This window comes from Streptacidiphilus cavernicola (assembly GCF_042510955.1).
GTDB classification, from domain to species: Bacteria; Actinomycetota; Actinomycetes; order Streptomycetales; family Streptomycetaceae; genus Streptacidiphilus; species Streptacidiphilus cavernicola.
In genome coordinates this window covers 32111-58055 of the sequence record NZ_JBHFAB010000013.1, presented here as the reverse complement: position 1 = coordinate 58055, position 25945 = coordinate 32111, and the positions used below count along the sequence as shown (strand labels likewise).

The following is a 25945-nucleotide window of genomic DNA, read 5'->3' as shown; positions in this document are numbered from 1 at the left end:
TCCCCGGGGGCTGCCGCACCAGGCGCGGGCGCCTCAAGCGGAGGGGCGTTAAGAGCACGTCAATGACAGGCTCTACGATCCTCGTCGTGTCCAAACTCACCGACGTGCCCAAGCGGATCCTGATCGGCCGCGCCCTCCAGAGCGACAAGCTGGGTGAGACGCTGCTGCCGAAGCGGCTCGCGCTGCCCGTCTTCGCCTCCGACGCGCTCTCCTCGGTGGCGTACGCACCCGAGCAGATCTTCCTGGCCCTGGCCGTCGCCGGCATCACCACCATCCACTTCTCCTGGTGGATCGGCGGAGTGGTGGCCCTGGTGATGCTGGTCGTGGTCGCGTCCTACCGGCAGAACGTGCACGCCTACCCGAGCGGCGGCGGCGACTACGAGGTCGCCACGGTGAACCTGGGGCACAACGCCGGGCTGACCGTGGCCGCCGCGCTGATGGTGGACTACGTGCTCACCGTCGCGGTGTCCACCACCTCGGGCGTCGCCAACGTGGTCTCCGCGGTGCCGTCGCTGCATGGGCACGAGACGGTCATCTCGGTGACCCTGGTGATCGTCCTGATGGGGATGAACCTGCGCGGCGTCCGCGAGTCGGGCAAGGCCTTCGCGGTCCCCACCTACGGCTTCATGATCGGCGTGTTCGCCCTGATGGGCTACGCGGCGATCCGGCACTTCGGCTTCGGCACGGACATGCACGCGGCCAGTTCGAACTTCAAGCTCGTCCCGGCGGCAGGACACACCGACGTGGCGGGCATCGCCCTGGTCTTCCTGCTGCTCAAGACCTTCTCCTCGGGCTGTGCGGCGCTCACCGGCGTCGAGGCGATCAGCAACGGCGTCCCCGCCTTCCAGAAGCCCAAGAGCAAGAACGCCGCGACCACGCTGCTGATGATGGCGCTGATCGCGGTGGTGATGCTGATGGGCATCATCTGGATGGGCAATATGACCGGGCTGAAGATGTCCGAGAACACCGCCCAGCTGATCGGCGCACCGGCCAACTACCACCAGAAGACCGCGCTGGCGCAGATCAGCGCCGCCGTCTTCAGCAACTTCACGCCGGGCTTCTACTTCATCGCCGCAGCAACCGGGCTGATCCTGGTGCTGGCCGCCAACACCGCCTTCAACGGTTTCCCGGTGCTCGGCTCGATCCTGGCCCAGGACCGCTACCTGCCGCGCCAGCTGCACACCCGCGGCGACCGGCTGGCCTTCTCCAACGGCATCATCATGCTGGCCGGCGTCGCCATCGTCTTCATCATCGGCTACGGCGCCGACCCGAACCGGCTGATCCAGCTCTACATCATCGGCGTCTTCGTCTCCTTCAACATGAGCCAGACCGGCATGATCCGGCACTGGACCCGGCTGCTGAAGACCGAGACCGACCCGGCCGTGCGCCGCCGGATGATGCGCAGCCGGGTGATCAACAGCATCGGCCTGTGCATGACCGCCTGCGTCCTGGTCGTGGTCCTGGCCACCAAGTTCATGTCCGGCGCCTGGATGTCCTGCCTGCTGATGGTGGTCTTCTTCATCATGATGAAGGCGATCAGGAAGCACTACGACCGGGTCTCCGCCGAGCTGGTCGCGGCCGAGGAGCGCCCGGACGAGGAGCTGCTGCCGTCCAAGGTGCACTCCGTGGTGCTGGTCTCCAAGCTGCACAAGCCGACCCTGCGCGCGCTGGCGTACGCGCAGCTGGCGCGCTCCGCGCACACCTCCACGCTGGAGGCGGTCACCGTGGACGTCGACCCGGCCGACACCGCGGCGCTGAAGCAGGACTGGGAGCGCCGCGGCATCGAGGTCCCGCTGAAGGTGCTGCACTCGCCGTACCGCGAGGTCACCCGCCCGGTGGTGGACTACGTCCGGCAGCTGCGCAAGGACAGCCCGCGCGCGGTGGTCACCGTCTACATCCCGGAGTACGTGGTCGGCCACTGGTACGAGCAGCTGCTGCACAACCAGAGCGCGCTGCGGCTCAAGGGGCGGCTGCTGTTCACGCCTGGAGTGATGGTGACCTCGGTACCCTGGCAGCTGGAGTCCTCCGAGCGCCGTCGCAAGCCGGTCGAGTGGAACGCCCCCGGGCAGATCCGCCGCGGAGACCTCCGCCGTGTGCAGAAGCGCACAGCCGCTCCGGTCAAGAGCGGTGCCACGACCGACAGCAAGGACAGCACAGAGTGACACCCCCGCGCAGCACCCCCTCGGCCACCGCCCCTGAGGCCCCCTCCCTGGTCGGGCAGCGGTACGAGGTCGCCGTGGGCCCGGTCGCCCACGGCGGCCACTGCGTGGCCCGGCACGAGGGCCGGGTGCTGTTCGTCCGACACGCGCTGCCCGGCGAGCTGGTGGTCGCCGAGGTGACCGACGGCACCGAGGCGTCCCGCTTCCTGCGCGCCGACGCGGTGGAGGTGCTCCGGCCGTCCAAGGACCGGGTGGAGCCGCCGTGCCCGTTCTCCGGCCCCGGGAAGTGCGGCGGCTGCGACTGGCAGCACGCCGCGCCCGGCGCGCAGCGCAAGCTCAAGGTGCAGGTGCTGACCGAGCAGCTGCGGCAGCTGGCCAAGCTCGACCCGGCCGAGGCCGGCTGGGACGGCAGCGTGGAACCGGTCGGCGGCAAGCTGCCCGCGGGCACCGTCCCGCGCTGGCGAACCCGGGTGCAGTACGCGGTGGACCCGGACACCGGCGAGGCCGGGCTGCGCCGGCACCGCTCGCACGCCGTGCAGCCGGTCGACGGCTGCCTGATCGCCGCGCCCGGCGTGGCCGAGCTGGGCGTCGAGTCCCGCGACTGGGACGGTATGGCGACAGTCGAGGCGGTCGCGTCCAGCGGCTCCTCGGACCGGCAGGTGATTCTGACGCCCCGTGGGGACCGCCGGCTGCCGATCGTGGAGCTGGACCGGCCGGTGTCGGTGATGCGGATCGACGGCCACGGCGGGCTGCACAAGGTGCACGGCCGCTCCTTCGTCCGCGAGCGCGCGGCGGGCCGCACCTGGCGGGTCAGCGACGGCGGCTTCTGGCAGATCCACCCGGAGGCCCCGGATCTGCTGGTCTCGGCGGTGCTGGAGGGCCTGGACCCGCAGGAGGGCGAGAACGCGCTCGACCTGTACTGCGGCGTCGGGCTGTTCGCGGGGGCGCTGGCGGACCGGCTCGGAGAGACCGGGGCGGTGCTCGGGATCGAGTCGTCCAAGCAGTCGGTGGCCGACGCCCGGCACAACCTCGCCGACCTGATCGGCGACGGCCGGGTCCGGATCGAGTGCGACAAGGTCGAGCGGCTGCTGCCGCGCACCGGCATCACCGAGACCGACCTGGTGGTGCTCGACCCGCCGCGGGCCGGCGCGGGCCGGGAGACCGTGCGCCACCTGGCCGGGCTCAGCCCCCGCCGGATCGCCTACGTCGCCTGCGACCCGGCCGCTCTGGCCCGTGACCTGGCCTTCTTCGCCGACGCCGGCTACCGCCCGGTCAGCCTGCGGGCCTTCGACCTGTTCCCGATGACCCAGCACTTCGAGTGCGTGGCGATCCTGGAGCCGGTGTCGGGCTGACGGCCCGTCGGGTTTCTCCGGCATTCTTCGGCTTTCTTCAGCACGGACCTTGCATGCTAGCGGAATCGCGCTAGCTTGGAGCTATGACGAAGAAGCAGCTGAACGTGCGCGTGGACGCGACGACGGCGGAGATCGCCCGTGCCAGGGCGGAGAAGGAGGGGATCAGCATGAACCAGTACATCGAGAAGCTGGTCCAGCAGGACATGGGTGAGACCGGCCGCTCCTTCGTGGACGCCGCCGCCCAGTTCATGAAGGAGTACGAGGCGGCCTTCCTCGCCGAGTTCGGCGAGCACGAGGCGGCGGGCCACCGCCGTTGAACGTCGAGATCGACCTGTCCTGGCTGCTCATGGTCGCCGAGCAGTACACCCCGGGAGATCCTCGGGTCACCGACTACGGCTCGCTGGTCGCGGCGGTGACCCGGCACCAGGCGGAGATCTTCGACGTCCTGGTCTACCCCGAGCCCGAGGACCGGGCGGCGGCGCTGATGCACCAGCTGATCCGGGTGCCCGCGCTGGAACGCAACAACGAACTGTTCGCCACCGCGGTCGCCTTCGCCTACCTGGTCTCCGGCGGCGCGAACGTGGCCACCTCCACCCGCGAGATGCGCAGCCTGGCCCGTGCCGTGCGGGAGGGCCGGATCGGCGTGGAGGCGGCGGCCGAGCGGCTGGCCGGCTGGATCGTCGACCAACTGCCCGACGGCGAGGAGGACGGGCCGGATGGATCGGACGGAGCCGGCGAGGCGGGCGGCGGGGAGTCCTGACCCCGGCAGCCGACCCCGTAGGCTGGCTCCGACCCAGGAACCACCGCCCCACGGGAGCCGTACGCGTGCTGCAGGACGTCGTCGAGTACCTCGCCTGCCCGCACTGCGGCCTCGCCCTGGCCCAGGCTGCCGACGGCCGCTCGCTGCGCTGCCAGGACCGCCACAGCTTCGACATCGCCCGGCAGGGCTACGCCAGCCTGCTGCCCGGCGACGCCCACACCGGCACCGGCGACACCGCCGCGATGGTCGCCGCCCGCGACGCCTTCCTCGGCGCCGGACACTACGCCCCGATCGCCGCGGCGCTGGCGGCGGCTGCACCGACGGATACCGCGCCGACAGAGCCTGCACCGACCGAGACGGCTGGGGCTGCCGCGGGCCGCCGCTGCGTGGTCGACCTGGGGGCCGGCACCGGCCACTACCTCGCCGCGGTCCTGGACGCGCTGCCGGAGGCGCACGGCATCGCCCTGGACATCTCCAAGTTCGCACTGCGCCGGGCCGCCCGCGCCCACCCCCGGGCCGGGGCCGTGGTCTGCGACGCCTGGCGTCCGCTGCCGCTCCGGGACGGGGTCGCCGACCTGGTGCTGAACGTCTTCGCGCCGCGCAACGGGCCGGAGATCCGACGGGTGCTCAGGCCCGGCGGCAGCCTGCTGGTGGTCTCCCCGACGCCGCGTCACCTGACCGAGCTGGTCCGGGAGCTGGGCCTGCTCGGGGTGGACGACCGGAAGCCGGAGCGGCTGGCCGCGACCCTCGGCCCGTACCTGGAACCGGCCGGGGACAGCGAGCACACCTTCCCGCTGCTGCTGGACCACGCGGCGGTGCGGACCGTGGCGGGCATGGGCCCCAGCGCCTGGCACACCGACCAGGACGCCCTGGCCGAGCGGATCGGCGCGCTGCCGGACCTGGTGCCGGTGACCGCCTCGGTCACCCTGAGCCGCTTCACTCGTTGACCGGGGTGTGAGTTCACCGCCTCTGCTGTCCTCCCACCCGTCCGGGTCCGGGTCTCCGTCCGGTCCCGGGGCCGTTCCCGGGGCTGGGGCCGCTTCCGCGCCGACCCCGCCGCCGCTGCGCCGGGCCACCGTCAGCGAACTGCGGCTGGTGGCGTTCAAGTCGCATGTCGGCGGGGTCCTGCCGCTGGCCCCGGTCACCCTGCTGGAGGGGGTCTCCGGCGCCGGGAAGTCCAATGTGCTGGACGGCCTCGCCGCGCTGTCCGGGCTGGCCGGCGGGGCCGAGCTGGCCGAGGCGCTGGCGCCGATCCGTGGCGGCCTCGTCGGCTGCGTCCCGCACGGCAGGCCGGGGTTCAGGCTCGGCTGCACCGTGCAGACGCCGCAGGGCGGGGCGGTCCGGTTGGAGGTCGCGGTCCGCACCGACGGCGGCCCGAGGATCGTCGCCGAGCGGATCACCGAGACCCGGCCCGGCGAGCCGCTGCGGGTGCTGCTGTCCACCGCCGAGGAGGACCGGGCGCGGCACCGGGTGAACGCCACCTGGCACAGCGACGGGCGGCAGGGCGACATCCGGGCGCCGCTGTCCGCGGACAGCCTGCTCGCGGCGCAGCTGCCGCTGCGGATCGCCGGGGCCACCGCGGGTGAGCGGCGGGTGCTCGCCGCGGTCGAGGCCCTGCTGACAGCGCTGCGCGAGGTGTTCCCGATCGACCCGGTGCCCGCCCTGATGCGGGGCTGGGTCCCGGCCGCGGACGACGCCGGGCTGCGCAGCAGCGCGGAGAACCTGTCGGCGGTACTGGCCCGGATCCAGGGCGAGTGCCGGATCCGCTACGGCCGCCTGGTGCAGACCGTCCGCGCGGCGAGCCCGGTCCCGGTGCGTGAGCTGGGGGTGCTGCGCGGCCGGGGCGCGGACGGGGTCGAGCGGGTGGTCGCGGCGCTCTGGGAGGAGCAGGGCGGCTGCACCCCGGCCGGGCTGATGGGGAGCGGGCTGCTGCGCCGGATCGCCTTCGCCACCGTGCTGCTGACCGGTCCCGGGGTGCTGCAGATGGAATCGGCGGAGGTCCCGGAGGCCGAGCGGCTGCTGACCGTGCTGGCCGATGGCCTGGACCCGGACCTGCTCGCTCTGGCCGCCGAAGTGGCCGAACGCGGACACGTCCGGGTACTGGCGACGGCGCGGGACGGGGGTGGTGGCGGGGTGGCTGCGGGTGCCGGGGTCGGCGTGCTCCCGGCCGGGGTGCGGGTGGTGGGCTGCCGCCGGGATCCGGCCACCGGGTACAGCGTGCTGGAGCCCGGCGCCGGGCCGGGGGAGCGGGACGGGACAATGGGCGCATGAGCGATGACCAGCGACTGGACGTACCCCTGCTGCAGCAGCGCCTGCGCGCGTTCGCGGCGGCGCGGGACTGGGGGCAGTACCACACGCCGAAGAACCTGGTGGCGGCGCTGAGCGTGGAGGCGTCCGAACTGCTGGAGATCTTCCAGTGGTTGACGCCGGAACAGGCGGCGGCGGTGATGGAGGACCCGGCACGGGCGCACCGGGTCGAGGACGAGGTGGCCGACGTGCTGGCCTACCTGCTCCAGTTCTGCTCGGCGCTGGACGTGGACCCGCTGGCCGCGCTGGCCGCCAAGATCGAACGCAATGAGCACCGCTTCCCGGCAGGCGCGACCCCGCCGCTGGACGGCAGCTGAGCGGCGGCTGCTGTTGCAACCGTGTGCCTGCCGCAACTGCGCGGCTGCTGCTTCACCCTCGCGGGTGACGGAGTTGTGCACACCCCCCGAGTTGTCCACAGGCGGCGGCTGACCGTGCCGACCTGGGTTTCTCCTGCTCCACGCTGTTCTTCTGACGGGCAGTCGGGCCCGCGGGGAGCAGAACGGGGAGTGACCGGGATGGACGCTCTGAGGCTGATCAAGTCCACCAGGCACGGCCTGACCGAGGCGCGCAGCGTGCCGCAGGTGCTGGCCGAGGCCTGGCAGGCCTGCGCGCTGGTCGAGGCCGTGGCCATGGTGGTGGCGCTGGAGCTGACCGAGTCGGCGGTCCGGGACGGCACCGGCTGCGGTGCCGCCGAGATCGCCCGAGCCGTGGCCGAGGCGGCCGGCCACGCGGCGGCCTGCGTGGGCCGGCCACCGGACGACGGCGCCGGGCCCAGCCGGGCGGAGCGGCTGACGCTCCTGGTGGAGCCCGCAGGTACCGTCCGCGAGCTGCGGATACTCGTGCAGGAGACAGCGGAGGCGCTGATCGTCCTCGCCTGCGGTGCGGCCGAGCAGGAGCTGTACTGGCGCTGTATCGACTCGGTGGACGCCGCGGCCGAGTGCCAGGACCTGGCCACCCAGCTGCTCCGCGCGGTCGACCCGGCCTGCCGGGAGCTCCGGTCGCCGACCGTCGACTGGCAGGCCACGGACACCGCCGACCCCGGGGGCGTCAGATGACCTTGGGGGCGTCGACCCTGGGGCGTCCCCTGGCCCTGGGAGCGCTCAGACGGACCTCGCGCGGTGGTTCCGATCCCCGCTACGGCGACTCGGTGCGCGGCGGCGGTACCCGCAGGTCGGCGTCGAGCTGCAGCAGGTCGGCGTTCAGCGCGGCGAGCATCTGCTGCATCTGGGCGAGCAGGTCCTGCGGAGCGGCGTGCGGGGCGGGGGCAGGGGCGGCGGCGGGTTCGGGGGAGAGCAGGCTCGACCCCTCCGGTACGGCAGGTGCCTCGGACATGGTGGGCGTGCCCCTCCTCGATGCGGCGGCGGACCGGGCTCCGGCAGGTGGCGCCGGTCCCGAGCAGGCCAACGAGCCATGCCGTGACCCGGTCACTGTCCGTCACACCGACGAGGGACGGGGCCGGTCAACCGGTACGGAGGCGACCCGAGCCACCGATCGCGGGTTCGATCCTCGCGAGACGGACGTCGGCGACCCCGATGCGCTGTGCACCGGGGCCGCCGTCCGACCGCCGCGTCAGGCCGCCGCCAGCAGGCCGCCGCGTCAGGCCCGCCCTGCCCTCGCGTCAGTTGTGCGCGTGCAGCTCGGCGTTGAGCCCGCCCCAGGAGCCGGAGCGGGCGATGACCTCGACCGCGCCGCTCTGCGAGTTGCGACGGAACAGCAGGTTGTCCTGGCCGGACAGCTCCACCGCCTTGGCGACCTTGCCGTCCGGCAGGGTGACCCGGGTCCCGGCGGTCACATAGAGGCCGGCCTCGACCACGCAGTCGTTGCCCAGCGAGATGCCGATGCCGGCGTTCGCGCCGAGCAGGCAGCGCTCGCCGACCGACACGGTCTGCTTGCCGCCGCCGGAGAGGGTGCCCATGATCGACGACCCGCCGCCGATGTCGCTGTGGTCGCCGACCACCACGCCGGCCGAGATCCGGCCCTCCACCATCGAGGTGCCCAGCGTCCCGGCGTTGAAGTTGACGAAGCCCTCGTGCATGACCGTGGTGCCCACCGCGAGGTGCGCGCCGAGCCGGACCCGGTCGGCGTGCGCGATCCGCACCCCGCTGGGCGCGACGTAGTCCGTCATCCTCGGGAACTTGTCGATGCCGTAGACGGCGAGCTGGCCGCCCTCGGCGCGGACGGCCAGCCGGGCCGCCTCGACGCCGTCCACCGGCACCGGGCCGATGCTGGTCCAGGCGACGTTGGCGAGCAGTCCGAAGAGGCCCTCCAGGCTCTGCCCGTGCGGCTGGACCAGGCGGTGGCTCAGCAGGTGCAGGCGCAGATAGGCGTCGTGCGCGTCGAGCGGCTTCTCGTCGAGGGCGGCGATGGTGGTGCGCACCGCGACCACCTCGACCCCGCGGCGCGGGTCGGTGCGCAGCGCGGCGGCGGCCCCGGCGCCGAGCGCGGCGGCGGCCTCGTCGGCGGACAGCCGTACGGTCCCGGCCGGGCCGGCGCCGTCGGTCAGCTCGGGAGCGGGGAACCAGGTGTCCAGCACGGTGCCGTCGGCGGCGATGGTGGCCAGACCGGCGGCGACAGCGCCGCGGAGGGAGGAGGGGGATGCGGTTCGGTTCGTCACCCCCGTACGGTAACGAATCGTCCCCCGGCGCGCCGAACCGTACCGGCGTTCGGACGAGGGGCTGACCGGATCGGTCCGCACGGGGACCCGATCGGGCCTGGTTCTACCGTGCTGACCAGCACAGACTGGTTCCCATGAGCCGAGCACTGATTGTCATCGACGTCCAGGAGTCCTTCCGAGCGCGTGCCGCGGAGTGGGCCGAGATCAACAACCCGAAGATCGCCGACCAGGTGAACCGGCTGGTCGCGCTGGCCCGCGAGGCCGGTGACCTGGTGGTCTGGGTGCTGCACTCCGAGCCCGGCAGCGGCGGCGTGTTCGACCCCGCGCTCGGCCAGGTCCGGCTGCTGGAGGAGCTGGAGCGCGGGGAGGGCGAACCGCTGGTGCACAAGACCTCCCACAACGCGTTGTCTAAAGCACATCCGTGGGCGGCTTAGGTGTCTCTCGGCTGAGGTCGGAGCAGAGCCGTAGCAGGTCGTCGATGGTCGCCCTAAGGCGGCCGAAGTGCCTCGCTCGCTCTGCGGGATCGAGGGCGTTGATGTCGATCTGGTCCGCCATGCTGAGATGGCGGCGACCTGTGATCCAGCGATAGGCCTGAGACGGGGACAGATTGGCCGGCGGGAGGGGGTCTTGCGGCGTGCTCAAGTCGGTGCTCCGAGGTGGGCGGTTCGAGGGTGAAGTGGTGTGCGGGCCCTGAGCGGTGGACTCGCTCGTCGACTTAATGCATCTGCTGACAGTAGGGCGTCGACCCTGTCGGGCGTATCGAACAGGGAGGGGAGATCTTGGAGCGCTCCCACGATCAGGCCAGTGCCTGCTTACGCGCGTAACTCGTTCATGTGTTCGACCTTAGTGAAGACCGCAAGACCCCGCGCCGGGCCGCTCCCGACATTGCTGGATATTTCCAGCAGACAAGTTCTCATGATCCATTCAGCGTGTGATGGGTGTCGAAACGTGAACCCGACCCCTGGACCTCCTGGGTGGAGACCCAACGCAAACAGGTTGGTGATCGACTCCGCAGTCTGCGGGAGGCGCAGGATCTCACGCAAGAGGCCGTCGCTCTGCGGGCGGGCCTGGACCGGACTACCGTCTCGGCTGCTGAGTTGGCAATCAATGCGATGACCATCGACACCGCACAGCGGATTGCCAGGGTCCTCGGCGTGCCCGTTACCAGCCTGTTCGCACCGGAGTGGTCTATGCCTACTGACGGCGACACAGGACCTGGTGAGGCAGTCTGGGACCCACCGGAAGATGATCACGCTTGACGTTCCTGTGGATTCTGTGAATGTGCGTGAACAGGCGCGCATGCACGTCGTGCGCTACCCTGCCTCACACCCCCATGTGCCTGACGCTCAGGGAGTCCACGTCCTGGGCCTGTTGGTCGCCGCGGGTATGGTCGGGCACTGGTCGGGGCACTGCACGATGGTGGCGCCGGCCCCGGAGTCGCTGTGGATCTCGGCGACGATGCGCCCGGCTGCGGACCATGTGCCGCAGTTCCGGCAGTGGCCTGCCGCGGTGCCTTCGGGTTCCTCGGTGGGTGTCATGTGTCCTCCCCCTGGTGGCATGCGCAGCCGCAGATCCGCGGCACCCAGCCGAGGTGCTCGCTCTGGTAGCCGGGGTGCGGGCAGGCCGGGCAGCCGTCGGGGAAGCCGGGTGCCTCGGAGCCGACTTGGCACTCTGGGGTCAGGTACCTCGTCGGTGCCTGGTGTGCTGCTGGCGGGGCCGTGGTCACGACGCGACCGGAAGGTGCTCGGGGTGAGCGACGACGGCCCAGCCAAGCGGCTCCCCGGGGCGGATCTCGTACTGGACGTGACCCGCGGGCACCAGCTCGCCGTCGGCGCTGCCGCACTGAATGCAAGCCCTCGCGTCCAGTTGGGCGCGCGTGTACGCCACGGTCGCCGCCGACCCGGACTCCTGATTCGTCATCGTCATTCCCCGTGGGTACGTGGCTGGATTGCCTACCCCTACGGTGCCGCGAATGGTCATCAGCGGTCATGGGCTCCGGTGTCCACATTTTCCGGACCGCTGTCCAAAGAGCTGACCTGCGATCAGTCCCGAACTTGGGCACTGAATCCGGCCCAGATGTCACCCCCATTCCGGTCAGAAGCATCCCCACGCCACCCCGGCAGGGCTACTTTTGACCTACCCTCAGCGAATCTCCTCCCTGCCCGGAGACCCCCATGACCAGCCGCCCGAAAGCCGGTTCCAAGGCCGACCGAGACGCGCTCCGCACAGAGATGACCGCCGCGGGCGCCACCCTGGCGGCTGTCGCCATAGAGATGCGGACCCGATGGGGATACCGGCCACGCGAGGCATGGCGACACGCCCACGGATGGTCACTGAACGAGGCTGCCGACCGTATCAACACCACGGCCGGAGACACCGAGAACCCCACCTACACCGACGCATCCCAGCTCGGGAAATGGGAGAAGTGGCCCGCCCCGAGCAGCCGTCGACCACCGCTGGCCGCCCTCGCGCTCCTCAGCGACACCTACAGGTGCTCTGTTGAGGATCTCCTCGACCTTGACGACCGGCGCAGCCTTCCCGACTCCGACCTGCGGATCCTGCGCGCCACCACCCAGGCCGTGCCGACCGCGCCGACGACGGTCGTCCGCGAGAGCCCGGCACCGGAGCCCGTCGCGTCCGAACTCGTCCTCCTCGCCGCCGGGGAATCCGCGTCCTGGGCGCAGTGGGCAGAGGCGTCGAACGTCGGCGACATCGCCCTGGAGCAACTCCTCGCCGACGTCCGCACCCTGTCCCTGGAGTACCTGACCGGGGACCCGATGGTGATGTTCACCCGCACCCGCCGCCTGCGCGACCGGGTCTTCGCGCTCCTCGAAGGCCACCAGCCGCCCCGGCAGGCTAGTGATCTGTACGTTGCCGCCGGGTACCTGTGCGGTCTCCTTTCATGGATGAGCTCCGACCTCGGGCACCTGTCCGCCGCCGACACCCAGGGCCGCACCGCATGGCTCTGCGCCGAGCTCGCCGGACATGACGGGCTCCGCGCCTGGGTCCTGTCCACCCGCAGCAAGATCGCTTTCTGGGACGGCCGGTACCGCGAGGCCATCAACCACGCCCGCCGCGGAGCCGGCTACGCCGTCCCCGGCAGCGCCGCCGTCCTCCTGGCCCTTCAGGAAGCAGACGCCTGGGCTGAACTTGGGGCGACCGCCGAGGCCGAGGTCGCCCTTGCCCGCGCCACAACGGCCCGCGAGCAGCAGAACGGCGAGGACGAGATCGGCGGCCTGTTCTCCTGCGACCGCGTCCGCCAGGGCAACTACACCTCCGCCGTCCATCTGCGCGCCAGACGCCCCGCCGACGCCCTCGCCGAAGCCGACAGTGCCCTGAAGCTCCTGAACCGGCAGGCCGTCCGCGCGAGCGGGACCGAAGCTCAGATCCACATCATCCGCGCCACCGCACACCTCGCCGCAGGGTCCGTCGACGGCACCTATGAGGCGCTGCGCCCGGTCCTCGCTATGCCCCCCGAGAAGCGACTCGACACCGTCGCGAAGCGCCTCCAGCAGTTGGCCGCGGCGATCGGCCGCGGCCATCTGGGCACAGTCGCGGGGCGGGACATCCAGGGCGCGGTCGAGGTGTACTGCCGGGAGTCCGCACCGAAGCTCGCGCTCTCGCCAAGCGACGCGGGGCCTGCTTGGATCACTGGATGACTGATCAGCAGAGCACAGCGGACCACTGGTGGTGGCGACCAGGCTGGTCGACCGGCCGCCGCTTCCTGACCTGGCACCTGACGTTCGATCACGCCCTGCAGGTCCACCGCCTCGCTGAGGCCTACCGGCAGCGCCTCGCCACAGTGCCCGGCCTGGACCTGATCCCGAACCAGTGGCTGCACCTGACGATGCAGGGCCTGGGGTTCGTAGACGAGGTCGCCCAGGACGACGTCGAGGCGATTGTGGCCATCGCCCGCGCGCAACTGGCGCTGGTCCCGGCGTTCGACGTCACGATCGACCGACCCGCGTTCACGCCGGAAGCCATCCGCTGGGAGGCCGCGCCCAGGGAACCGGTCGAGGCTGTGCGGGATGCAATCCGCACTGCGATCGGCACCGTCTGGGCTGAGGTTCCGGAGCAGCGGGACGGCTTCGGGCCGCACATCTCCATCGCCTACAGCAACGCCGCGCTGCCCGCGGGGCCGGTGCTCGCCGCTATCGCCGCCGAGCCGTCCGAGCCGGCCAGTGCCCGTATCGCGAGCGCTGAGCTGATCCTGCTGGAGCGGGACAACCAGATGTATGAATGGGAGACGGTGGCCTCGCTGCCGCTGGCCTGACCGGGTGAGGGGATGGGGCAGCAGCCTGGGACAATGGTCCTGTGCCTCTTCCCCCACCATCCCGCCCGGACCTGCAGGCCGCCGTGGACCGGGCGAACGCGGAGATCCGCGACTACCTGCGCGGACTGCCGGGGCGGTCGCCGCGGTCGGACGGGGAGCGGGTGGAGTACCGGCGGCTCGTGGACGCGTACATGGCGGCGGTGGCGGCGCGGGATGCCTGTAAGGGGGAAGGCGGATCCGTGCGGGCGGCGTGAAGTCGGAACGCCCCGCCGGTGGGGGCGGGGCGTGGATCCCCTCGTGCGAGGGGAGCAGGTTGCGACCTGGTATGTGTCCCACGGACGCGTCAGGACCATCCCCGCATGCGCGGGGAGCAGGATTTCCACCGTGCGTGTCCCACGGACGTGTTGGGACCATCCCCTGGTGCGAGGGGAGCAGTGCTTGCACTGTAGTGGATTCGCGACTCCAGGTGACGAATCCCTCCCCCGTGGGGATACTCTCAGGCCATGGAACATCCCCTTGCCCGTCACATCGAAGCCATCGACCCAAAGCGCCACTACGACAGCGCCGAGGTGGCGGCTCTGCTCGGCGTGGGGAGTGCCGCGCTGCGCCCCCTCGTGCTGGCCGGCTGGCTGCCCGAGCCCCAGGTCCCGCGGCGCAGCGGCCGGGGCGGCCAGCCGGTGCGCCGTTGGCGCGGATCCGCGCTCCGTACTGCTGGTGCCCGCAAGAGGCTTAAGCCGCTCGATCACGACCAGTTCGCGGGTACGACGTTGTGGCGGCTGGGCTGCCGCTGCGCTTCCTGCACTGCTGCTCACAGCGAGAGGAGCAGGCTGGCGCGCCGGGCGGCGGCCGACGCGGCGTTCCCGGAGGCGGACCGCGAGTTGCTGCTTGCCGCGGTGGCGGCCGGGGCGGACATGAAGTCGGCGGCCGAGTTGGTGGGGGTGTCCACGATGCAGGTGTACGGGCGGGCGACGCGTGACCCGGTGTTCTCCGCGCGTCTGGACGAGGCGGGTGCGGCGCTGTGTGTGGACGCTGCGAGCGGCAAGTGCGGTACGCCGACCGGCTACAGATCTCTGCGCTGCCGGGGTACGGCCTGCCGTCGCGCTCATACGCCGACGACGCACTGATCGGAAGAATCTTGGGCCCTTCCCGTTGAACCGCTTGACTTCACAGTCTCAGGCTGTGAAGATGGGGTCGTCGAAAGGGAGGCCACCATGAACACCACCACCGCAGCCGCCAAGGCCCGCGTCACCGTCGCCACCATCCGCCACTGGTGCCGCTACGGAGCCGTCGCAGCCACCAAGACCAGCGGCCGGTGGGACATCGACGAAGCCTCCCTCGCCTACCGCGTCACCCTCGGAAAGAAGGCCACGATGGACAGGTTCGAGATCACCGAAAGCACCGACAAGTACGGCCGCACCCTCCACACCGTCAGCCGCACCGACGGCACCGAAACCGACTTCCGCGTCTACCACGCCACCTACCTCAGCCGTGAGCAGGCCGAGACCCACTGCGAGTTCGTCAACCGGACCCCTGCCGAGTACCACATCCGCAAAGAGCAGCACTCCGGGCGCCAGATCGGCACCGGCACCGGCTACTACTGGAAGATCACCAGCAGCCGCAACGAAGACCCCACCGACCTCAAGAAGACGCTGGACCTCAACCACGAAATCAAGGGCGCGTGGCCCGCTGGCACCCGCATTGTGGACATGCTCGTCCACTGGGCGCTCCAGCATGCCGAGGGCGCCCCCAAGCGGATCGCCGAGAAGGCCGAGCGCGACGCGATCGAGGCCGCCGAGTCGGCCGTCCGCGAGGTCCGCGCCGCCCAGCTCGCCGAACTGCGCCGCACCAGGGGCGAACTGGCCACCCCCCGCCAGGTCGACTACATCCTCAGGCTCCTGGCCGCCCGCGAGCGCTCCGGTGAGGGCGGCGGCTTCTTCTACGGCCCGAAGGACCGCGCCGGGATCGAGGAGATGTCCAAGGCCGACGCCTCCTCCTACATCACGTCCCTCAAGGGCGACTACTGACCGATACGCTCAGTGCCCCCGGCCAGGGAAAGTGGCCGGGGGCACCTCACTTTAGGACAGGCAATGACCGAAGAGGAGTGGACGGCGCAGCAGTGCGCCGACGCCTGGGGGATCAAGGTCAAGACGTGGCACGGCTACGTCGCCCGCGGTCAAGCCCCCCCAGCGAAGCGGCACGTGGGCCGAACCCCCGTGTGGGACCCCGAGACTGTGCGCACCTACGACCGCCAAGGACAAGGCAAGCGCACCGACCTGACCCAGGAGAACTGATGGGACGCCAGAAGCCCGGCAAGCCGCGCCGGGAACCCAGCGAGTACAACCCGCTGACCGGCCTGTTCGGCCAGCTCATCATGACCGGCTGGATCGGCGAAGACCCCCGCGACGGCACCGACATCGCCTTCATCTACCTCGGCACCCCCGCAGACGGGGCCACGGGCACCCCGGCTGCCGAGGCCATGGCTGCCGCCGCGAGCGCCCTGGGCCTGAACCCGCAGCCGGGCAGCATGACCGAGAACCCGGCCGCGAGCACCCACCTGACGTTCACGGACGACGGGTGGGCGCAGCTCTCCTTCCCCAGCGGCGAGAACGTCCAGCACCCCGGCAGCCTGGAGTGGCGGACCGTCGCACAGCACCGCGGCACAGCGGTCCTCGTGCTGACGTATCTCCCGCTGCTGCCCGGCGAGGACACGACGGCCCACTGCGACCAGGCCCTTGCGGCCGGGCAGTTCACCCTGGGTCTGATCCCCGTTCGATGACGCGGAGGCGCGACCTGCCCGGCCGCGCCTCCCGCACGGTTGTCCGACCCTGCCGGTACCCTCCCGGCATGCCCGACACCACCCCGGACCTGGCCGCCGACCTGATCGCCCTCCAGCAGGCATGGAACGACGCCCACGCCGCCACCGTCGCCTTCGCCGACTCCGTGGAAGCCCTCCGCCGTTCCGGCCGCGACGCCGAACCCGGCAGCCCGCTCCGACGCTGGACCGACGAGGAAGACCAGCAACTCGACCAGTACCGGACCGCGGAAGCCGCGGCCCTGGACGCCCTCTGGACGCACCCCGCGATCGTCGCCGCGCAGAAGGACGGGACGTGGAAGGCGCTGCACGCCGCGCTCAAGGCCGCGACCGGGGCTGAGGGGTGGATGGGGCCGAAGAAGTAAGCCGCCGATACCGCGGGCACAATGAGGTGGGCCGCCCGGCCCCGGGTTCAGCGGGGCCGGGCGGCCGTACTACAGCACCAGCATCAGTCCTCCGACGAGCAGCTTCGCTCCTTCGATCTGGCGTCCAGTCCAGTTGCGCTTACGCGCCTGCTCGTCGATCAACTCATTGAAGAGCCAGTGAGCAACGTGCGTCAGCATGTAGACGACCAGCGCCTTCTCGACCTTCTTGGGCATATCGGTTTCCTCCTTCCTGCTCAGGTGCCGGGCAGTCTCCCACCCGGCACTGACAACCCCGGCCGGACGCCGGGGAAGTAAGCGGGTGGCCCGGGGCGATTCAAGCAGCGGTGAGTCGGCGAGTACGGAGAGCCAGCTCGGTGTCGACGATCTGCTCCCACTGCGCCAGCGTGAGGCTGACGTTGTCCTCGACGATCTCCTCCGCCATCAGCGTGAGGATCGCCACGAGCCGGTTGATCTTCCCTAGCTCCGAGGACGTGAGGTAGTTCTTCGCGATGTTCCGGCAGGCAGCCCTCTCGCCCGGTTCGGGCTTGCCCTCCGCACGGCCCGGCCAGGTCTCCAACTGCCGCAGGCCACGCAGGTCCGATGCGACGCTACCAGTGACCTGAATGTAGAGCTTGTTCTGTATCACAGCGAAGAACTGGGAGGAATTCCTACTGGAGGGCTCGTAGTCCGTGGCGATGCTCGCGATCGTGTCCCGGAAGGTCTGGTAGTCGATCTTCTCGCGGGCACGGGCCAAGGCAGTGTCGTTGATGTCGCTCTGGACGAGGTCATCGAGTTCCGCCCTGCGGGTGCTGTGGACGAAGTAGGCCTGGGCGGCTGCGACCTCTGGCTTGGTCGGGTCGCCGTTCAGCGCCACGTAGTAGGCGGCGCCGCGGCTGAGGTGGAAGTCCTTCGGCGGCCGTCCCCCCTGGCCAGAAGGGTTTTCACGGACTTCCGTGAAAACTGCGGACCGGTCGCTGACGTTCCTCGCGGCGGCTTGCGCGCGGGCGATCGCCGGCTCGAAGTGCTGCCAGCGGCCGTAGCCCATAAATGGCATCAGCTCGCGGGCGGACCAGAACTCGCGGCCGTACTCGTCGGTGCGGCGGATCGTCTCGAAGGGTGAACGGCCCCTGCCGGAGTGCTGGGTGGGCAGGCTAAGGTCGGAAGTGCTCAAGGGAGTGGTGCTCCTTTGGCCATGGCCCCCGGCGGTAGGACGCGCGGGGGTTGAACGTTTTGTGCGACCTTCAGATCGAAGGCCAGTATGAAGAGAGCCTACGCCTACAAAGCGTCAGGATGCGACTGGTTGATTTTTGCTGGCGGACCGTCATGTGACCAGCGAGTACAGTCATTTACGCACCTGAACCACCACGGTGCAGGGTGTCACTAAGGCGCGGCGGTCAACGGGGAGTTATGAGAAAGAAGCCCCGCCCGACCCACGCGGGGCCGGACAGGGCTTCGATTCCATGGTGACCAGTTCCTGGCCGAGACAGTCGGGGCCCACGCAGCAGTGCGGGCCGCCCCGGAGGACGGCCCGCTACGGTCGCAGCGCCCCTCAACGCCACGACCACTCGACCAGCAACCAGCGTCGCCACCCGCACCAGAGGATCGGTCGAGCCATAGGTCAGCCCGCGGCCGGCCCGCTTTCGACCTCGACGTGGATCACGGCTTTCCCGATCGCGTCCTGCACCGCGGCGACCACCGCAGCCGTGTCCACCTGCGAGCCGGCTAGTGCCGCCAGCGTCTTCACCGTCGCCGCCAGAGCAGCGATCTGCGTGGCTTGCGCCGCCAGCTGGGTGTCCGCAGTCTTCGAGCCGTTCAGCAGCTCCCACACCTTCGGCACGTAGCCGTTCGGCATCTTCGCCCCCGGAACCGGGGTGTTCAGCAGGTCAGCGGGTGTCATGTTGTCCTCCGGGGTAGTTCCGCCGAGCACGGCGGTGAGTTGAGCGAGGGTGCCCTTGTAGGCGTCGCAGTCGAGCGGCACGCTGCTGTACTGCCAGATCAGCGGCGTCATCCCCCCGTAAGGCTGCCAGCCCGAACCGCTGTCGCCCGGGTAGTGACCCTGGGTCGGGTACGCGGACGAGACCAGGTGCAGTCCGCGGTCGATCAGCGGCTGAAGCGACGGCGAGCCGAGTTCCTCCCAGTACCACTTCGGCAGGTAGACGAGCCGAGGGTTCAGGCCGAGCCTCCGGGCCTCGTCGACGTAGGCTGCGCACTGCGCGATGGTGGGCTTCGACGTTCCCTCGACCTCGACGTCGACCATCAGCGGCAGGCCCTTGATCCCGGGCACTTCCGCGGTGTTGGCCGCCTGCGCTGCCGGAGTCGAGTCGGAGTGCAGGAAGTGGTAGGCGATCAGCAGCGTGTTCTCCGCAGCCCGCACCCGCGCCGACAACGTCGACCACTCGGAGTCGTGCGTGTGCGCGCCCTCACTGCACTTCACCATGTGGAACGTGCCCGCAGCCGGCTGATAGGCCGGATTGTAGGAGCTGACGTCATGCCCGAAGAGAGTCACCAGCGAGTCCCTTCTTTGCCGCGGCAGCCAGCATGTGCGCGTGGATGTGATCGACCCGGGTCCGGGCCTCCGCGGCGACGAGCGGGTCACGGATGATCGTGGTCTGGTTGTCCTGCTTCGTCTCACCGCCCACGGACCAGTTCGTCGACCCGGTGACCACATCGAGCCCATCGATGATCAGCAGCTTCATGTGCTGAATCGCACCGAACTCGCTACGGCCCACCGCGATACTCGACGCCGGATACGCCTCTCTCGCCAGCAGCGCCCGTTCATGGACGCCACCGGCCTGGCTGGAGTCCAGAGTCAGCTGCACGAAGACGTGCTCGTCGGTGAGCTTCGCATGGAGCGCGTCGGCGAACTCCTCATCGTCGAACCCGTAGACCGCGACGATCAGGCTCTGCGTCGCAGAGCGGATCAACTCCAGCAGCGCACCGTGGATGTCATCGACGGGGCTGTACATCGTCCTGACGAGCAGTGGGTAACCCGGCGGGTAGCCGCCCGTCTTGAAGCCGTCCAGGACGGACAGGTCAGCAAGGGCCATGGGTACCTCCGAGAGTGGGCACAGTAAAACCCCCGGCCAGCAGGCGCGGGGGCGAAGTGCAGGGCAGGTGGAACTCGCGGGGAGGGAAGTTCAAGCAAACGGGCCGAAGCTTGCATTCGGCGGGTCACCGGCTTTGGTGGCGGTCTTCAGGCCAGCGCCCGTGCAGGTGCAGGGCGTGGATCTCGCCGACCTGCTCCGCAACCGCCGCCATGTCCGCACGGTGGGCCGCCAGCTCCTGCTGCTGCACACCCACCTGCGCAGCCAAAGCAGCAGACCGCCCCACCTGCTCCGCGTACTGCCGGTCCGACCGGTGCCTATGCAACAGATGACTCGCGATCAGACCCGGCGTGATGATGATGAACTGCGCCTCCACATTGCCCTGAACTTCGGCCAGTCGGCACAGCAACAGGTAGACATCATAGGCAGCCAAGGCCACCAGGGCCGGGAGCCAGCGCAGGGCAGCCCGCATCACGGCCTCCCCGGTCCGGTCGACACCGCCGTGACCGACCGGTGCTCAGTCTGCCGCGACGACGCCGTAACCGCGGTCGTGGTCGGCGACGGGGAAGGCGACTGCGGCTGCGACGGGCCCGACACGGGGGTGCACTGGTAATGCGTCGACCCAGCCGGATCCGGGGCACAGTCGTAGACCGTTCCATCAGTCGCCGTGAACGACCAACCGGACGGCGCTGGACCTGCGGGACCTGCGGGACCTTGGGCGCCAACTTGGCCGTCCTGGCCTTTGGTGCCGTCCTGGCCGGGCGCCCCAGCAGGACCTGCCGGCCCGACCGGGCCCGCCGGCCCTGCAGCACCCGGTGCCCCTGAAGGTCCGACCGGGCCCGGCGAACCTGCAGTCCCCGGCTCACCCGCAGCGCCCGCTGGGCCAGCAGGACCGACCGACCCGGCCGCACCCGGGACACCCTGCACGATCGAAGACGGCGGCGGAGCCTTCGGCGTGATCCCGTTGTCAGTCAACTGCGTCCGCGTCTGATCAAGCGCCGCCGACAACGCCGACTGGTTCTGCTGCAACATCTGATTCTGATGCGCCAGAGTCGTCAACGCCCAGGCAATGAAGCCGATCGCCGCCAGCAGCAGCAACGCCCCGACCAGGACCACTCCCGTCGTCAACCGGCGGCGCCGCGGCACCGGGGCATCCGAAGCAGCATGAGAGGCCGTCACTGTGCCCCCTTTACTGTCGAGTACGCCTGAAACACCAGTGCCAGGAGTGCGATCACAACCGCGGCACCCGCGACCACCCGGCCCCACGTCAGCCCAGGCCGTTCCTCCAGCTTCGTGACCCGGTTCGTCAACGCCGCAAGCTCCTTGTCCCGGTCGCGTTCGATCCGGTCGTGCACATCAGCCTGGACTGCCTCCGTGGCGACCCGGGTGATGCGATTGTCCAGTTCGGCGTGGACCCGGTCCGTCCGCAGTTCGTGATCCCGGATCCTGCGGTCCAGCTCACCAGGAGTGACTTCATCTGGCACGTCGCCCCCTTCGGTGATGGTGCGGGGCTGTTGGGTGGTTCAGATGAGTTGGGTGATGCTGCTGGGTGGCCATGGGCCTGCGGCGTAGTCGACGGTTGCGGCGGATGTGATCGCGCCCACGCATTCGGGCGACGGGGGCAGCGTCACGTTCGACAGGTACACCAGGTTGGAGCTTGCTGGTGTGCCACTCTCAAGGATGTTGATTTTGGCGTAGGCCGCTGTTGCTGGGGCCTCGTAGTACGCCTGCACATGCGTCCATGTTGCCGCGGCGAGAGTGGTTGTGTGGTTGGCCGTGGACAGGAAGCCCTGGCTGGTGTTGTACCAGTTGATGCTCGGCGAGAAGCTGGCGTATCCGGTCGGTGAGTAGAACCAGCCGTCGAGGAGGTACCACTGTGACGTGCCGTAGAACGGCCCCGCGCCCTGCTGTACCGGCAGGAACTCCGACAGGGCCGACGCGGTCCCGGAGGAGCCGTTCGGCGTCAGCAGTCCGGAGAAACCGACTTGGCCGCAGCGCGCTTGCGGGGCGGCTTCGCCTGCTCGGGCCCGTCGACCGGCTCCGGCTGGGGCGGAGCGATAGGCACCTGGGTGCCCTTGGCGGCGCTCAGGATCTGCTGCACGGCGTCCAGGAGTGTCGCCGGGTCCTTGCGGCGCTCCAACTCCTCGTTGATCATGCGGCGCTGGCGCTCGATGTCGTCCTCCCACATCGGCTGGCCGCGAACGGCGAACCGGCGCAGGCCGTCGGACAGGTCGTCGGGGAAGTTGAAGCCGCCCTGCTCGTCGGCCTCGTAGACGATGCCGGTGGCCGGGTCGGTGAGCGCGGACGCGCCCGTGCGCGTATACAGGCGCATGCCTTGCTCCTCGAAGGGGGTGAGGTGGTGGGTGCGGGAGCTGTCCCCACAAGGCCTGCGGCACCGCAGGGACAGCTCCGGGGAAACGAACCGGCAGGTCAGGCCACGTTGCCGAGTACGGCCATGGACACCGGGGCCCGGTTCACGAAGGCGGACACGGTCCGGATCTCGAACTCCTTGCGAGGACCGCCGCCGGCGGTGTTCGCGACGCGGCTGATGCCGTAGTCGAACTGGGCGGTGTCGCGCAGAGTGCGGCACTCCAGGACGCTGGAGATGTTCGCCTGTGGGAAGGGGACCCTGTCGGTGCGGGCCACGATGGTGCCCGGCGGCAGGGACACGTGGACCTCGATGGGGACCGTCACGCCACCCGCGGGGGCGTTGACGATCTCGCCGACCCGGCCACCGGCTGTGGTCGAGATGCGGCCCGAGGCGTCCGTGGTGAGGTAGGTCGTCGCGGAGCTGGATCCGAGGACGAGGTTCGCGATCTCCTGCGCCTGCTGCGCGTTCATCATCAGCGCGGTCGGGCTGCACTTCACCTGGTTCCACAGGGGAAGGAAGATGTCGTTCTCGATCTCGTTGACGGTGCCGCCGGTCAGGGTCAGCGCTGCCCCATCGAGGGAGTTGAAGATCGACGGGTTGGCGGTGCCGGTGCCGGGGGTCTCCCACTGACCGGTGCCGTTGTAGTCCCCAGCCAGGGAGGCGAGGAACCCGTCGTAGTCGTTGGCGTTCGCCGACCCGTTGTCCGCACTGGTGTTGATGGTCGGGACCGTGTTCGCGGTGCCCTTCCAACTGGTGGACAGATCCGGGACGGAGTTGCCCGTCGGCAGTGCCTGGTTCGAGGAGATGGTCTTGGTGACCGTCACGGTGTTGGTCGTGGTAGTCGTGTAGTAGTACCAGGTCGACGCGTCCGCGCTGTAGAACCAGTCGTAGGCGACCGCGCCACGGACCGCGGTGACGGTCGCGGTGACGGAGTTCGTCGCCCCGGAGCCGAACGTGGACACCAGGCTGGCGGTGCCCTGGGAGTTGCCAGAACCGTAGTAGTACCCACTGCCGGTCCTGGCGGCGACGCCGATGTACAGGCTCACCGCACCAATGGTGCCGCCGGTGGTGTGCTGGGTGACGGTCGGTGCGGCCGGGTGCGCGAGGGCGAACGACTGCGCCCCCATCAGCTTGCGGTCCTCGCCGATGAGGAGCTGGTTCAGTGTCTGGAAGGTCGAGATGGCGTAGGGGTCGCCGTAGCCCTTCGCGAGGTCGTAGGCGTCCTGGGTGACCAGGCCGGCATACCCGATGGGCTTGTAGCGGGCCTGGAAGTCCTGCTCCTGGAACTGGACCTCGTTGGCGGCGTAGTCGAAGCCCATCGACGGGTCCGGCTGCGAGTTGGTGAGGTTCATGATCGCGCGCCACACCGCGAACGGGTTGCCGTCCGGGCTCATCTTGCGGGCGACGATGTCGCGGAACGGTGTGATGACGGGGATCAGCGAGACGAGTTCGGACAGGTCATAGCTGTAGATCCCGGTGGATTCGAGGATCCCGGTCGTCTGCGCCTTCATGATGGCGCCGAGGGTCTCCTCGGTGAGATTGCCGAGCGAAGTGCTCAAGGGGTGCCTCCTGGGCATGCGAAAGCCCCCGGGCGCTTGGCGCTCTCGGGGGCTGGGTTGGGGCTGCTGGTGGGGCGCTTACTGGCGGGCGCTGCCCTGGTGAATCGCCTGGAGTGCGGCAATGGCGTCGGCCTGCATGTCCTGCGCGATGCGGTTCTGCTCGGTCGCGTTGCGGGCCTTGTACATCTGGTCCTTCTGCTCCCGGGCCTTGGCCACATCGACCTGGGCCGCTGCGCCTCGGTCCATGCCACGCAGGTCGCGCGGCGGGACGGCTCCGTTGGTGAAGACACGCGGTTCGGCGGGCTGCTCCTCCAGCGCCCCGATGCGGCCCTTCAGCTCCTTCACGAGGCCCGCCAGCTCCAGGACCGCTTCGCCTTGCTTGGCGAGGACGGTGTTCTGGCTGGTGCTGTGCTCGGTGAAGGCGCTCTCGACCGCAGCCAGGAGGCTGCTCTTGAACATGTCCGTGAGAGTGGTGTCGGGGGTGGACTTGGTGACGGCGTCGTCGTCGGGGACGGCGTCGGCGGGGGTTCCGGCCTCGGCCGCCGGGGCGGGGGTGAGGTCGGTGGCCTCGGGGGCAGCCGGGGCGCTGGTGTCGGCGCCGCCCGTGTCGCTGCTGGTGTCCGCGCTGGAGCTGTCGTCGTCGGCCGAGGCGCCGGACACCATAGTGATCTTGTCGGGGTCGACGATGCCGACAAGCTTGCCGTTCGCGTTGAAGACCGCAACCATCTCCGGCTTGTCGCCGTTGGCCTTCGCCACGTCGGTGACGGGCAGTCCGGCAACGGGCTTCGGGTTGGCCTGCTGGACGCCCATGGCGGCCTCCTGGCCGGAAGCCTCGGTCACGTCGGCGCTGGGAGTGGGTTCGGCCATGTCGGCCTCCTCGTTCGCGGTCTTGGCGACCGGGACCCCGGCCTCCTCGGTGGTGGGGGCGGTGGGCAGGCTGGCGAGGACCTTCTGCAGGGAGTCGACGGCGCCGCGGATCGCCTGCTCGTTGGCGGTCGACAGGACCCGGCCGGCCTTGCGGACGTGGCCGAGGGCCTCGACGGTGTCCAGGGCGGCGGTGTCGAACCCTGCGAGGGCCTTGCCGACCATCTGCATGTCGTCGCAGCAGTCCGCCTCAGCCTGCTCGGCCACCGCGAACGGGGCCAGGACCGAGATGGCGTAGTCCAGGGCGCAGCAGGCGTCCTGGAGGTCCCAGGCGTTCTCCGCGTCGTCCTCGTCTCCCGCGGCGGCTTCCATGAGCTCGCGGTCGGCGAGTATGTCGACGGCGCCCTTTGCGCGGGCCAGGATGCTGGTCCACTTGCGGGCGGTCGCAGCGTCGACGGCCTCCCACGCGGGGGAACCGGGGTCGGTGTCCATGCCGGAGGCGTTACCGTCGGGCTCGGCAAGCGCGGTCATCGGGTCCAGGGCGTCGTCGTCCATGGTCGTCTCCTTCGTGACATCGCCCTTCAGCGAGCCGTCGGCGTTCCAGTTGTCCGGGATCTCGGACTTGGCGCCGAGAGCGTGTGCGCGTGCGATGACGTGGCGTCGGATTGCGTCATGGTTGGCACCGCCGCGGCCGACCGCGCGCACGGCACGGTCGAGGTCATCGCGGTCACCGATCGGATAGCTCTCGTCGGCCATGGCCGCGCCGGAGTTGGCCATGCGCTTGAGGTCGGCGGCGTTGTACTTTGCCTTGGCGACCGCGGCCTCGTGGATGAGCTTGAAGATCGCGGCGGGGCTGCCGGTCATTGTCACCGTCTCTGCCGGGGCCGGAGGGAACGGTGCGGCGGTCTTACCGATGAGTTCGCGGATCGCGTCGGGCGGCATCAGCCCGGCCCGGTCGTCCTGCTTCATCAGCAGGAACCCGGGAGAGCCGTTCGCGGCGGCAGACACGAGGTCCACCCGCGGCACGTCAGCATCTACCAGCTCGGTGAACTCGGGATCCGTGCCGAGAACGTCGGTCATGTCTCACTCCTCGGTCGGATGCGCCGGGCGACGCCCTGCGGACTGAAGCCAGTGACTCGGCCGGACTTGACGAGCTGCCAGGCGGTCTCGTCGCAGATTCCGCCGATGAGCCAATCCCCGGCCTTGATGACGGTTCCGTCGGGCTGCGGCCAGTCGGGGCCGCGATAGATCCCGTTCTCGGTGACCGTCATGTGGCCCACCGTGCCGTCGGCGTGGAACAGCCCGATCTCGCCCCCGCCGGGCAGAAAGGACCAGCACGCCTTCTCCAGCTCCTCCGGGGAGAAGAAGTCCCGGCCGCCGTCCGCGCCCTTGGCGATCCGCGGGTCCGGGCCGGCTTGGTATGCCAAGCCGAGGACGAACCTGGCTTCTTCGGCCATGGGCACCT

General features: G+C 70.2%; 30 protein-coding genes and 1 pseudogene. 17 read left to right on the top strand and 14 right to left on the bottom strand.

Annotated elements, in window-relative coordinates; translation table 11 throughout:
* Positions 1–86: 86 nt before the first annotated feature.
* From ACEZDE_RS18595 to ACEZDE_RS18560, 8 genes are all read left to right on the top strand, one after another.
* On the top strand, positions 87–2162 hold the full coding sequence (locus ACEZDE_RS18595) for an APC family permease (protein ID WP_380537418.1): 2076 nt from the start codon (positions 87–89) through the stop codon (positions 2160–2162).
* Complete coding sequence (locus ACEZDE_RS18590) at positions 2159–3511, top strand: class I SAM-dependent RNA methyltransferase (protein WP_380537417.1); 1353 nt, start codon at positions 2159–2161, stop codon at positions 3509–3511. The genes ACEZDE_RS18595 and ACEZDE_RS18590 overlap by 4 nt, the downstream gene beginning before the upstream one ends.
* 83 nt (positions 3512–3594) lie before the next feature.
* Positions 3595–3828: a toxin-antitoxin system HicB family antitoxin gene (locus tag ACEZDE_RS18585; RefSeq protein ID WP_380537416.1), complete on the top strand. Its 234-nt coding sequence runs from the start codon at positions 3595–3597 to the stop codon at positions 3826–3828.
* Positions 3825–4271 (top strand): fic family toxin-antitoxin system, toxin component, encoded by a 447-nt coding sequence (locus ACEZDE_RS18580; RefSeq protein ID WP_380537415.1) that lies wholly within the window; start codon positions 3825–3827, stop codon positions 4269–4271. Before ACEZDE_RS18585 ends, ACEZDE_RS18580 begins: the two co-directional genes overlap by 4 nt.
* Positions 4272–4336: 65 nt before the next feature.
* The gene (locus ACEZDE_RS18575; protein ID WP_380537414.1) at positions 4337–5218 is read left to right on the top strand and encodes a putative RNA methyltransferase; all 882 of its coding nucleotides are present in this window, start codon (positions 4337–4339) and stop codon (positions 5216–5218) included.
* A gap of 7 nt (positions 5219–5225) precedes the next feature.
* Positions 5226–6542 (top strand): AAA family ATPase, encoded by a 1317-nt coding sequence (locus ACEZDE_RS18570; protein WP_380537413.1) that lies wholly within the window; start codon positions 5226–5228, stop codon positions 6540–6542.
* Complete coding sequence (locus ACEZDE_RS18565; protein ID WP_380537412.1) at positions 6539–6895, top strand: nucleotide pyrophosphohydrolase; 357 nt, start codon at positions 6539–6541, stop codon at positions 6893–6895. The genes ACEZDE_RS18570 and ACEZDE_RS18565 overlap by 4 nt, the downstream gene beginning before the upstream one ends.
* A gap of 198 nt (positions 6896–7093) precedes the next feature.
* Entirely contained in the window at positions 7094–7633 is a 540-nt protein-coding gene (locus ACEZDE_RS18560; protein WP_380537411.1) for a DUF6099 family protein, read from the top strand.
* Positions 7634–7712: 79 nt separating this feature from the next.
* On the opposite strand, the gene ACEZDE_RS18555 is transcribed toward ACEZDE_RS18560, so the two are convergent.
* A complete protein-coding gene (locus tag ACEZDE_RS18555; RefSeq protein ID WP_380537410.1) occupies positions 7713–7910 on the bottom strand; it encodes a hypothetical protein in 198 nt (65 codons plus the stop codon).
* 286 nt (positions 7911–8196) lie between these two features.
* Positions 8197–9192, bottom strand: a complete 996-nt coding sequence (gene dapD / locus ACEZDE_RS18550; protein WP_380537409.1) for a 2,3,4,5-tetrahydropyridine-2,6-dicarboxylate N-succinyltransferase — start codon at positions 9190–9192, stop codon at positions 8197–8199.
* Positions 9193–9326: 134 nt separating this feature from the next.
* On the opposite strand from dapD, the pseudogene ACEZDE_RS18545 reads away from it, so the two are divergent.
* Both ACEZDE_RS18545 and ACEZDE_RS18540 read left to right on the top strand, forming a co-directional pair.
* Positions 9327–9602: pseudogene (locus tag ACEZDE_RS18545) on the top strand (cysteine hydrolase family protein); the annotation flags it as partial.
* 528 nt (positions 9603–10130) lie between these two features.
* Positions 10131–10451, top strand: coding sequence for a helix-turn-helix transcriptional regulator (locus tag ACEZDE_RS18540; RefSeq protein WP_380537408.1), 321 nt, complete (start codon positions 10131–10133; stop codon positions 10449–10451).
* Positions 10452–10914: 463 nt separating this feature from the next.
* On the opposite strand, the gene ACEZDE_RS18535 is transcribed toward ACEZDE_RS18540, so the two are convergent.
* Positions 10915–11118 carry a hypothetical protein gene (locus ACEZDE_RS18535; RefSeq protein WP_380537407.1) on the bottom strand — a complete coding sequence of 68 codons (204 nt, stop codon included), beginning with the start codon at positions 11116–11118 and terminating at the stop codon, positions 10915–10917.
* Positions 11119–11366: 248 nt separating this feature from the next.
* Here ACEZDE_RS18535 and ACEZDE_RS18530 point away from each other — a divergent pair, with 248 nt between their 5' ends.
* From ACEZDE_RS18530 to ACEZDE_RS18500, 7 genes are all read left to right on the top strand, one after another.
* Positions 11367–12851, top strand: coding sequence for an XRE family transcriptional regulator (locus ACEZDE_RS18530; protein WP_380537406.1), 1485 nt, complete (start codon positions 11367–11369; stop codon positions 12849–12851).
* Positions 12836–13465: a 2'-5' RNA ligase family protein gene (locus ACEZDE_RS18525; protein ID WP_380537405.1), complete on the top strand. Its 630-nt coding sequence runs from the start codon at positions 12836–12838 to the stop codon at positions 13463–13465. The genes ACEZDE_RS18530 and ACEZDE_RS18525 overlap by 16 nt, the downstream gene beginning before the upstream one ends.
* Positions 13466–13968: 503 nt before the next feature.
* The gene (locus ACEZDE_RS18520; RefSeq protein ID WP_380537404.1) at positions 13969–14589 is read left to right on the top strand and encodes a hypothetical protein; all 621 of its coding nucleotides are present in this window, start codon (positions 13969–13971) and stop codon (positions 14587–14589) included.
* A gap of 87 nt (positions 14590–14676) precedes the next feature.
* Positions 14677–15489, top strand: a complete 813-nt coding sequence (locus ACEZDE_RS18515) for a hypothetical protein (RefSeq protein ID WP_380537403.1) — start codon at positions 14677–14679, stop codon at positions 15487–15489.
* Between the two features lie 63 nt (positions 15490–15552).
* Entirely contained in the window at positions 15553–15756 is a 204-nt protein-coding gene (locus tag ACEZDE_RS18510) for a hypothetical protein (protein WP_380537402.1), read from the top strand.
* Positions 15756–16241, top strand: coding sequence for a DUF5949 family protein (locus ACEZDE_RS18505; protein WP_380537401.1), 486 nt, complete (start codon positions 15756–15758; stop codon positions 16239–16241). The genes ACEZDE_RS18510 and ACEZDE_RS18505 overlap by 1 nt, the downstream gene beginning before the upstream one ends.
* Positions 16242–16309: 68 nt before the next feature.
* A complete protein-coding gene (locus ACEZDE_RS18500) occupies positions 16310–16642 on the top strand; it encodes a hypothetical protein (protein ID WP_380537400.1) in 333 nt (110 codons plus the stop codon).
* A gap of 69 nt (positions 16643–16711) precedes the next feature.
* On the opposite strand, the gene ACEZDE_RS18495 is transcribed toward ACEZDE_RS18500, so the two are convergent.
* The 11 genes from ACEZDE_RS18495 to ACEZDE_RS18445 all read right to left on the bottom strand — a co-directional run bounded on the left by ACEZDE_RS18495 (position 16712) and on the right by ACEZDE_RS18445 (position 25937).
* The gene (locus ACEZDE_RS18495) at positions 16712–16876 is read right to left on the bottom strand and encodes a hypothetical protein (protein ID WP_380537399.1); all 165 of its coding nucleotides are present in this window, start codon (positions 16874–16876) and stop codon (positions 16712–16714) included.
* Between the two features lie 100 nt (positions 16877–16976).
* Positions 16977–17813, bottom strand: coding sequence for a RhuM family protein (gene rhuM, locus ACEZDE_RS18490; protein ID WP_380537398.1), 837 nt, complete (start codon positions 17811–17813; stop codon positions 16977–16979).
* Between the two features lie 447 nt (positions 17814–18260).
* On the bottom strand, positions 18261–19148 hold the full coding sequence (locus tag ACEZDE_RS18485; protein ID WP_380537397.1) for a GH25 family lysozyme: 888 nt from the start codon (positions 19146–19148) through the stop codon (positions 18261–18263).
* Positions 19129–19689 (bottom strand): phospholipase D-like domain-containing protein, encoded by a 561-nt coding sequence (locus tag ACEZDE_RS18480; protein WP_380537396.1) that lies wholly within the window; start codon positions 19687–19689, stop codon positions 19129–19131. The genes ACEZDE_RS18485 and ACEZDE_RS18480 overlap by 20 nt, the downstream gene beginning before the upstream one ends.
* A gap of 124 nt (positions 19690–19813) precedes the next feature.
* Positions 19814–20158, bottom strand: a complete 345-nt coding sequence (locus ACEZDE_RS18475) for a hypothetical protein (protein ID WP_380537395.1) — start codon at positions 20156–20158, stop codon at positions 19814–19816.
* 703 nt (positions 20159–20861) lie between these two features.
* Positions 20862–21170, bottom strand: a complete 309-nt coding sequence (locus tag ACEZDE_RS18470; protein WP_380537394.1) for a hypothetical protein — start codon at positions 21168–21170, stop codon at positions 20862–20864.
* Positions 21171–21209: 39 nt separating this feature from the next.
* Positions 21210–21419, bottom strand: coding sequence for a hypothetical protein (locus tag ACEZDE_RS18465; RefSeq protein ID WP_380537393.1), 210 nt, complete (start codon positions 21417–21419; stop codon positions 21210–21212).
* 230 nt (positions 21420–21649) lie between these two features.
* Positions 21650–22018 (bottom strand): hypothetical protein, encoded by a 369-nt coding sequence (locus tag ACEZDE_RS18460; protein ID WP_380537392.1) that lies wholly within the window; start codon positions 22016–22018, stop codon positions 21650–21652.
* A gap of 98 nt (positions 22019–22116) precedes the next feature.
* On the bottom strand, positions 22117–23616 hold the full coding sequence (locus ACEZDE_RS18455) for a hypothetical protein (RefSeq protein WP_380537391.1): 1500 nt from the start codon (positions 23614–23616) through the stop codon (positions 22117–22119).
* A 78-nt stretch (positions 23617–23694) separates the two neighbouring features.
* Positions 23695–25560, bottom strand: coding sequence for a hypothetical protein (locus ACEZDE_RS18450; protein WP_380537390.1), 1866 nt, complete (start codon positions 25558–25560; stop codon positions 23695–23697).
* Entirely contained in the window at positions 25557–25937 is a 381-nt protein-coding gene (locus tag ACEZDE_RS18445) for an XkdF-like putative serine protease domain-containing protein (protein WP_380537389.1), read from the bottom strand. The genes ACEZDE_RS18450 and ACEZDE_RS18445 overlap by 4 nt, the downstream gene beginning before the upstream one ends.
* Between the last annotated feature and the right edge of the window lie 8 nt (positions 25938–25945).

Coding starts and splice junctions, on each gene's coding strand:
- ACEZDE_RS18480 (WP_380537396.1), bottom strand. CDS start 19,689: ATGGCCCTTGCTGACCTGTCCGTCCTGGACGGCTTCAAGACGGGCGGC.
- ACEZDE_RS18530 (WP_380537406.1), top strand. CDS start 11,367: ATGACCAGCCGCCCGAAAGCCGGTTCCAAGGCCGACCGAGACGCGCTC.
- ACEZDE_RS18565 (WP_380537412.1), top strand. CDS start 6,539: ATGAGCGATGACCAGCGACTGGACGTACCCCTGCTGCAGCAGCGCCTG.
- ACEZDE_RS18500 (WP_380537400.1), top strand. CDS start 16,310: ATGCCCGACACCACCCCGGACCTGGCCGCCGACCTGATCGCCCTCCAG.
- ACEZDE_RS18585 (WP_380537416.1), top strand. CDS start 3,595: ATGACGAAGAAGCAGCTGAACGTGCGCGTGGACGCGACGACGGCGGAG.
- ACEZDE_RS18515 (WP_380537403.1), top strand. CDS start 14,677: ATGAACACCACCACCGCAGCCGCCAAGGCCCGCGTCACCGTCGCCACC.
- ACEZDE_RS18510 (WP_380537402.1), top strand. CDS start 15,553: ATGACCGAAGAGGAGTGGACGGCGCAGCAGTGCGCCGACGCCTGGGGG.
- ACEZDE_RS18560 (WP_380537411.1), top strand. CDS start 7,094: ATGGACGCTCTGAGGCTGATCAAGTCCACCAGGCACGGCCTGACCGAG.
- ACEZDE_RS18535 (WP_380537407.1), bottom strand. CDS start 11,118: ATGACGATGACGAATCAGGAGTCCGGGTCGGCGGCGACCGTGGCGTAC.
- ACEZDE_RS18555 (WP_380537410.1), bottom strand. CDS start 7,910: ATGTCCGAGGCACCTGCCGTACCGGAGGGGTCGAGCCTGCTCTCCCCC.
- ACEZDE_RS18495 (WP_380537399.1), bottom strand. CDS start 16,876: ATGCCCAAGAAGGTCGAGAAGGCGCTGGTCGTCTACATGCTGACGCAC.
- ACEZDE_RS18450 (WP_380537390.1), bottom strand. CDS start 25,560: ATGACCGACGTTCTCGGCACGGATCCCGAGTTCACCGAGCTGGTAGAT.
- ACEZDE_RS18520 (WP_380537404.1), top strand. CDS start 13,969: ATGGAACATCCCCTTGCCCGTCACATCGAAGCCATCGACCCAAAGCGC.
- ACEZDE_RS18445 (WP_380537389.1), bottom strand. CDS start 25,937: ATGGCCGAAGAAGCCAGGTTCGTCCTCGGCTTGGCATACCAAGCCGGC.
- ACEZDE_RS18460 (WP_380537392.1), bottom strand. CDS start 22,018: ATGCGCCTGTATACGCGCACGGGCGCGTCCGCGCTCACCGACCCGGCC.
- ACEZDE_RS18475 (WP_380537395.1), bottom strand. CDS start 20,158: ATGCGGGCTGCCCTGCGCTGGCTCCCGGCCCTGGTGGCCTTGGCTGCC.
- ACEZDE_RS18505 (WP_380537401.1), top strand. CDS start 15,756: ATGGGACGCCAGAAGCCCGGCAAGCCGCGCCGGGAACCCAGCGAGTAC.